This is a genomic window from Streptomyces sp. A01 (assembly GCF_059026195.1).
Window position 1 is genome coordinate 1 of the sequence record NZ_JBWLKN010000065.1, and the last position, 5,842, is coordinate 5,842.

The following is a 5,842-nucleotide window of genomic DNA, read 5'->3' on the forward strand; positions in this document are numbered from 1 at the left end:
TGCGGGCCGAGATCGCACGTGACATGAGTAGCGCCAACGGACCAGATCACCTGAGACGACGATCGAATCGGACCAGAACACCTGAGATGGGGGCCAACTCGCAGGAGCCGGGGCAGTCGTCTTGGCTGCTGAACAGCAGTTTTCGGTGAGGCGTCTCATCGATCATGGCAAGGTCGTATGCCTTGCTCTGGATCATGTCAGGATGCTGAGATTGCTGCCTCCAGAGTTCTCATCGGAGGTAGCGCTCCCCGGTCTGGCGCCGGGTTCCGAGGTCAGCGCTCTGTGAGTTCTTCCAGCTGTTGAACGACGTGTTCGATGGGTGCGGTGGCGTCGATCTCGACGGTCGCGGTCTCCCGCAGTAGCGGTTCGACGGTGGCCAGGTGGTGGAGAACGGCGGCGCGTTCTTCGGGCTGCTTGCCGTAGGGGTTGTTGGTGCGGGCTGCGATTCGGGCCAGCAGTGCCTCAGCAGGTGCGCTCAGCAGCGCGATGTGGTCGAACAGTGGGTAGAACTGGTCTTGGTTGGTCTTGCAGGCGGCCACGAACAGGCTGCCCTCGTGGTGGCTGGTGAGCAGGTCGGTGATGGCCTGCTCCCGCCATATCCAGTCGGTCGAACCGTCCGGCAGTGTCACCCATTGGCTCCAGGCGTCTGTGTCGGTGTCCACCGCCCTGTGGCCTCGCTGGCGCAAGTGGTGGAGTGCTGTCGACTTGCCGGTGCCGGACATCCCGGTGATCAAGACCTTCACGTAGCGAGCTTATGCGAGCCGCCAGGCGGCAGTCGCCAGGCGGCAGTCGCCAGGCGGCAGTCGCCAGGCGGCAGTCGCCAGGCGGCAGTCGCTGGGGGTCACATCCGGCCCGGTGCCAACCCTCGCAGGACCTGTACCCCACCCACGACTCGACCATCACGGATGCCGCGGGACAAGCCACATGGAACGGGACGCAGGTCACCCCCGTGGGGTGACCGCACCCTCGACAACAGCCACCGGACATGAAATTCGAGGCCGCCCTGCTCAGACCAGTGAGACTCCTCCGAGCTCAGCGAGACGGGACACCGATCGCGGAGTCTCGCCAGATTCAGTGAGACTGTGCCGCCTTCGATGAGACAGGACAAACGGGACACCCGCGACGCGTAACCGCCAGGAAGGCGGGGCCAAAACTCATCCGCGATCAAGACGCCCAAGATCACCCAGTGGGGCCACAACCCGTTTCCGAGCCCGAGTATCGGCAACAATCCGCCGTGCTGCGTCAGTTCGGACAAGGCCAGCGCGCGGCCCTCGGTCTCGTCCTCAACGCGGGTCGTGCTCCGGAACATCCACTACCTGGCCGCCGCCCGTCGCCCTGCCTCGCGCCGAAAGCCACGAGGTCAGGGACGAGGACGTGGCCCGCCTCTCCGTGCTCAAGGACCGGCACATCAACTCCCTGGGCCGCTACCTGTTCCACATCGGCGCGAGCGCCCCACCCAGGGCCTGCGGTCCCTGCGCGACCCGGACGCGGTCGACGACGAGAACACCGAAGGCTGCCCAGGTCAGGGCCGGGCACGGCGCCGCCGCAGCCGACGTTGCCGCCCGGCCGGGCTGAGTGCGGGGCCTGCCGCGTGGCCTCGCCGGTGTCGGCGGGGTGCGGGTGCGGCTGCCGTCGAACTTCCGGGCCGCCCACCGGCGGGAGGGTGGACGGCGGACGGCCTGGTCGGGTGCGGTCAGGGTGTGATCAGGGAGCGAGGATGACCGTCTTGCCGGGCAGCCGCCCGGCGCCGGCGTCCTCGTGCACGGCGGCCAGCTCGGCCACCGGGCGGTGGGCGGCGACGTGGAGCCGGAGCTTGCCGGCATCCACCTTGGCGACCAGCTCGGTCAGCTGGGCTCCGTCGCTGCGGACCCACAGGCTCGCGCTGCGCACCCCCCGGGCGGGGTCCTCGGGAATCGGGCCGGCTGTGCTGGCGGCGACCCCGCCGTCGGCGATGTAGTTCGTCAGCTGCGCGAGCTCCTCCGGGGAGACGCGCACATGGTTCACCACGGCCTGGAACGGACCACCCACGGCGGCCGGACCCGCGGCGAGGGCGAGGGGGCCGACGACCCGGTCCGCGCCGTAGCCCCGAAGGCGGTCGGCGTGCTGCGGCGCGTCCACCGCGGTCACGTGCGCCCCCGCGTCGACGGCGAGCTGCACTACGAGGCTGCCCACCGCGCCCCCCGCCCCGTTGACCAGGACGGTCTGACCGGGCTTCAGCTCGGCGAGCTCGAACACCGCCTGCCAGGCCGCCAGGCCGGTCAGCGGCAGCGCGGCGGCGTCGACCAGCTCGATCGTCTGGGGCGCCGGGGCCAGGGGCTCGGCCGGGGCGAGCACGTACTCGGCGGCGCCGCCGGCGGTGTCGAGGGGCAGCATCGCCACGACCCGGTCGCCGACCTCCAGTCCCCTCACGTCCGCGCCGAGTTCAGCGACGGTGCCCGCCAGGTCGATCCCCGGCACGTACGGGAGAGTGATCGGGATCATCTCGGCCAGGACACCGGCGCGGATGTGGTCGTCGACCGGGTTGAACGACGTAGCCGCCACCCGCACCAGCACCTCCCCGGTGCCGGGGACCGGACGGTCGACGTCCTCATAGCGCAGGACCTCACTGTTGCCGAACTCGTGAAAACGTATTGCCTTCATGGCACTTTCCTCCAGGGTGTACTGATGTCGTCGCCAAGGGATGAGGCGATCAGGTGGGAAGGTGAAGCGCGTCGAGGCGCTCAGGTCAGTTGCACCGACCGGGTGGAGTTGCCCATCACCATGCGATCGATGGCGCTCACGGCGCTGCCGGGGTCATCGGCGGCGCCGACGGTGAGCAGCAGCGGGACGAAGTGGTCGGCCGTCGGATGGGCGACCGCGGCGCCGGGCGCCTTGTTGCGGTAGTCGGTGAGGGCGTCGGCGTCGCCCCGGGCGAGGGCGTCAACGGCCCATTCGTCGAAGGCCGTGGTGTCGGCGGCGAGCTCCGGCTGGCGGAAGACGGCGAAGCTGTGCGTCATGAAGCCCGATCCGAGAACGAGGATGCCTTCTTCGCGCAGGGGTCGCAGGCGTGCCCCGAGCTTGAGCAGAGCGCTGGGGTCGAGGCTGGGCATCGACAGCTGCACGACCGGGACGTCGGCCGCGGGGTACATGGCCATGAGCGGGATAAAGGCGCCGTGGTCGAGGCCGCGGTCGGCGAACTCGTGCACCGGCGTCCGGCCCAGCAGGCCCGTGAGTCGCCGAGCCAGGTCGGTGGCGTCCGGGGTCGCGTAGGGAAGGGTCTTGTAGCGGGGGTGGAAGCCGCTGAAATCGTAGGAGAGCGGGGTGCCGGCCGCGGCGGCGGATAGCGCGGCCGGTGCCCGTTCCCAGTGGGCCGAGATGACGACGATGGCCCGGGGTTTGGGCATCGGCCGGGCCCAGTCGAAGAGGTCGCTGAGCCACTGCGGGTCGTCGAGGGTGAACGGGGCCCCGTGGCTGACGAAGAGGCTGGGCAGGGGCCCGTCGGAGGGGTCCCACACCCGCTGCTCGCGCGCCTGTGGCAGGACCCGGGCAAGAAGGTCGTCGTACGCCGCGGCTGGTCTGCGCGACGGGAAGGGGGAAGTCAGGCCGTTCGGGGAGGCCAGGCTGCTCGTGGTGGTCGTCGAAATCAGCTCCTTCGCTTGCCCAGGCAAGCACTTTCACTTGCCCAGGCAAGCGAAAAGGTAGCCTCTCAACGGTTGCCCAGGCAAGTGGTGTGAGTTGCCCAGGCAAGTATGATGGGGCTCATGGACACCCAGTCACCCTGGCTCGACGACGACCAGCAGGACCTGTGGCAGGCGCTGCTCACGGTTGTCATCGCCCTCCCGGCAGCCCTCGACCGCCAGTTGCAGCGAGAGGCAGGCATCTCCAACTTTGAGTACGGAGTTCTGGCCCAGCTGTCCATGGCCGAAGAGGCCACGATGCGGCTCAGCGACCTGGCCCGGGTCTGCGACTGCACCCAGCCCCGCCTGTCGAAGGTGATGGACCGTTTCGAAGCCCGCACCTGGGTCGCCCGCAGGCCCGACCCCAGCGACGGTCGGTATACCCTCGCCACACTGGCCGACGCCGGCCGTCAGAAGCTCGTCGAGAGCGCACCGGAACACGTCGCGCAGGTGAAGCGGCTCGTATTCGATCCGCTCAGCGCTGCTCAGCGCCGCCACCTCGGGGCCGCACTCACCCGCATAGCCGCTACCGTGCGCCGGGAACTCGACTGAGGCCCCCTCCCTTGACGCGCACGTCGGCCTCAATCGCACCCCATGCGAGTAGGGGCTCCGAGCCCGGTCGTCGCCGCCACCGTGAACGCAGTGCAGACCGTCAAGACCGGTGGGGGTAGGGCAACGTTCTACGCGCCCGTTCCACGCGGCAAGAAGGTGAACTGGGACGGGCGGTTCTGGAGGCGCAGCTCCGCGCAGATCGCCTCTCCCATGGTGGGTACCAAGTCCGAAGCTGTGAGAGAGCCTTCGACGCCGTGAACATAGTGTGAGAGCCCACGTACGGCCCGGCCGAGAGGCGCTCGCGCCCCCGGCCGCCGGGGCCTTACGATTTCCCCATGCGTCCCCCACCCCTCGGGGACAGCGCTGGGAAACGGCGATTTCGCAGCTCATCCCCCGTAGCTCAGCGGATAGAGCACGTGCCTTCTCAGCGCTTGGCCGCAGGTTCGAGTCCTGCCGGGGGCGCCACTGACGCCCTGGTTGGCGACGTTTCCGCAGGTCAGACGGCGTCTAAGTGATCGCCGAGGCGAATCGGACTCCTTCCCTCCGCCGGGCGTGGAGTCCGGCTAGCACCGGCCAAAACCGGGTGTCTACGGGTGTCCGTCCCACATACGTCCCACAAAATCGAGGGCCCGAGAAGGCCCTCCAGCCCCTCCCGGCACACAGCAGAGCGGCCTCGGAGCCCGCTCTTCGCGGGGTTCCGAGGCCGCTCTTCACGCCGCCACCTTTGGGAGGTCTTGGACGCCTTCGATCCGTTTGAGGTAGTCGTCTAGCTGGCCGACGATGCAGCGTGCGTAGATGGCCAGCAGGACCGGCACACTGTTGCCAGCCCATTCGGCGACCTGGGCCGGCGGAATGCCGCTGTTGAGCCACGTCGTCAGGCAGGTGTGGCGCAGGTCGTACACCCGCTTGCCGGTCGGCGCCTTGAACTCGCGCTCCGACAGGACCTCCTTGCGCGCCTTGACCCAGACGCGCCGGAAGACAGATCCCGCGAGCATGCCGCCCTTTTCTCCGAGGAAGAGGAGGTCGGCCGGCTTGAGGTCGTACTCCTTGATGATCTCTCGGAGGATCGCGACGAGAGACGGGTGGATGGGGACGGTGCGCGTGTCGCCCTCGTCCCGGCCCTTGAGGTCTCGCTCCTCGTGGACCTCTCCGGTGTCGGTCCACTGACTGCCGACTTCGGGTTGGGCTTCGTGGACGAGGAACTCACCCCACCCGGTCTCCGGCAGCGTGGCGTCCCCCTACCCGGAGGGCAACGGCTTCCTCGGGACGAAGGCCCGCGTAGTAGAGCGTGGCGAAGAAGGCTCGGTAGAGGCGCCCGCGTCGCGGACGCTCGCCTATCCAGTCCAGCATCTTGGCGACCAGATCGCGGTTCAGCAGGCATCGCTTGTCGATGGCCTGGGCCACCTTCGGAGCGGTGCGCTCGCCCTTACCCTTCGGGATCGGGTTGACCTTCAGGTAGTTGTGCCTGATGGCGTAGCCCATGACCAGGTTCATGATCCGGTCGTTGCGCGTGACCGAGCTGGCGGCTGCCGCGGTGCCGCCTAAAGCGTGTTGCACAAGGCCGTGAACTGGGCATCTCTGGTGTATGGCAGGGGTGTTGAGGGCCGAGCGAGTGTGGGTGGAGACGTTCGCCG

6 protein-coding genes and 1 pseudogene are annotated in these 5,842 nt (G+C 68.7%); 2 read left to right on the forward strand and 5 right to left on the reverse strand.

Going from position 1 to position 5,842, the window contains the following annotated elements; all coding sequences use genetic code 11:
• Window positions 1-272 precede the first annotated feature (272 nt).
• A complete protein-coding gene (locus AC5P1B_RS35390) occupies window positions 273-743 on the reverse strand; it encodes an AAA family ATPase (RefSeq protein WP_493892140.1) in 471 nt (156 codons plus the stop codon).
• Window positions 744-1,374: 631 nt separating this feature from the next.
• Here AC5P1B_RS35390 and AC5P1B_RS35395 point away from each other — a divergent pair.
• Complete coding sequence (locus AC5P1B_RS35395) at window positions 1,375-1,575, forward strand: hypothetical protein (protein ID WP_493892141.1); 201 nt, start codon at window positions 1,375-1,377, stop codon at window positions 1,573-1,575.
• A gap of 129 nt (window positions 1,576-1,704) precedes the next feature.
• On the opposite strand, the gene AC5P1B_RS35400 is transcribed toward AC5P1B_RS35395, so the two are convergent.
• Together AC5P1B_RS35400 and AC5P1B_RS35405 are read right to left on the reverse strand one after the other, a co-directional pair.
• Window positions 1,705-2,640 carry an NADP-dependent oxidoreductase gene (locus tag AC5P1B_RS35400; protein ID WP_493892142.1) on the reverse strand — a complete coding sequence of 312 codons (936 nt, stop codon included), beginning with the start codon at window positions 2,638-2,640 and terminating at the stop codon, window positions 1,705-1,707.
• Between the two features lie 80 nt (window positions 2,641-2,720).
• Complete coding sequence (locus AC5P1B_RS35405) at window positions 2,721-3,470, reverse strand: DODA-type extradiol aromatic ring-opening family dioxygenase (protein WP_493892144.1); 750 nt, start codon at window positions 3,468-3,470, stop codon at window positions 2,721-2,723.
• A 270-nt stretch (window positions 3,471-3,740) separates the two neighbouring features.
• Between AC5P1B_RS35405 and AC5P1B_RS35410 the strand changes: the two genes are divergently transcribed.
• Window positions 3,741-4,208, forward strand: coding sequence for a MarR family winged helix-turn-helix transcriptional regulator (locus AC5P1B_RS35410; RefSeq protein WP_493892143.1), 468 nt, complete (start codon window positions 3,741-3,743; stop codon window positions 4,206-4,208).
• 710 nt (window positions 4,209-4,918) lie between these two features.
• On the opposite strand, the gene AC5P1B_RS35415 is transcribed toward AC5P1B_RS35410, so the two are convergent.
• Entirely contained in the window at window positions 4,919-5,434 is a 516-nt protein-coding gene (locus AC5P1B_RS35415; RefSeq protein WP_493892145.1) for a tyrosine-type recombinase/integrase, read from the reverse strand.
• Window positions 5,412-5,842: pseudogene (locus AC5P1B_RS35420) on the reverse strand (hypothetical protein); the annotation flags it as partial. The pseudogene AC5P1B_RS35420 and the gene AC5P1B_RS35415, both read right to left, overlap by 23 nt.

What these genes read in the sequence shown, in the direction of transcription:
- AC5P1B_RS35410 (WP_493892143.1), top strand. Translation starts at nt 3,741, where the DNA reads ATGGACACCCAGTCACCCTGGCTCGACGACGACCAGCAGGACCTGTGG.
- AC5P1B_RS35400 (WP_493892142.1), bottom strand. Translation starts at nt 2,640, where the DNA reads ATGAAGGCAATACGTTTTCACGAGTTCGGCAACAGTGAGGTCCTGCGC.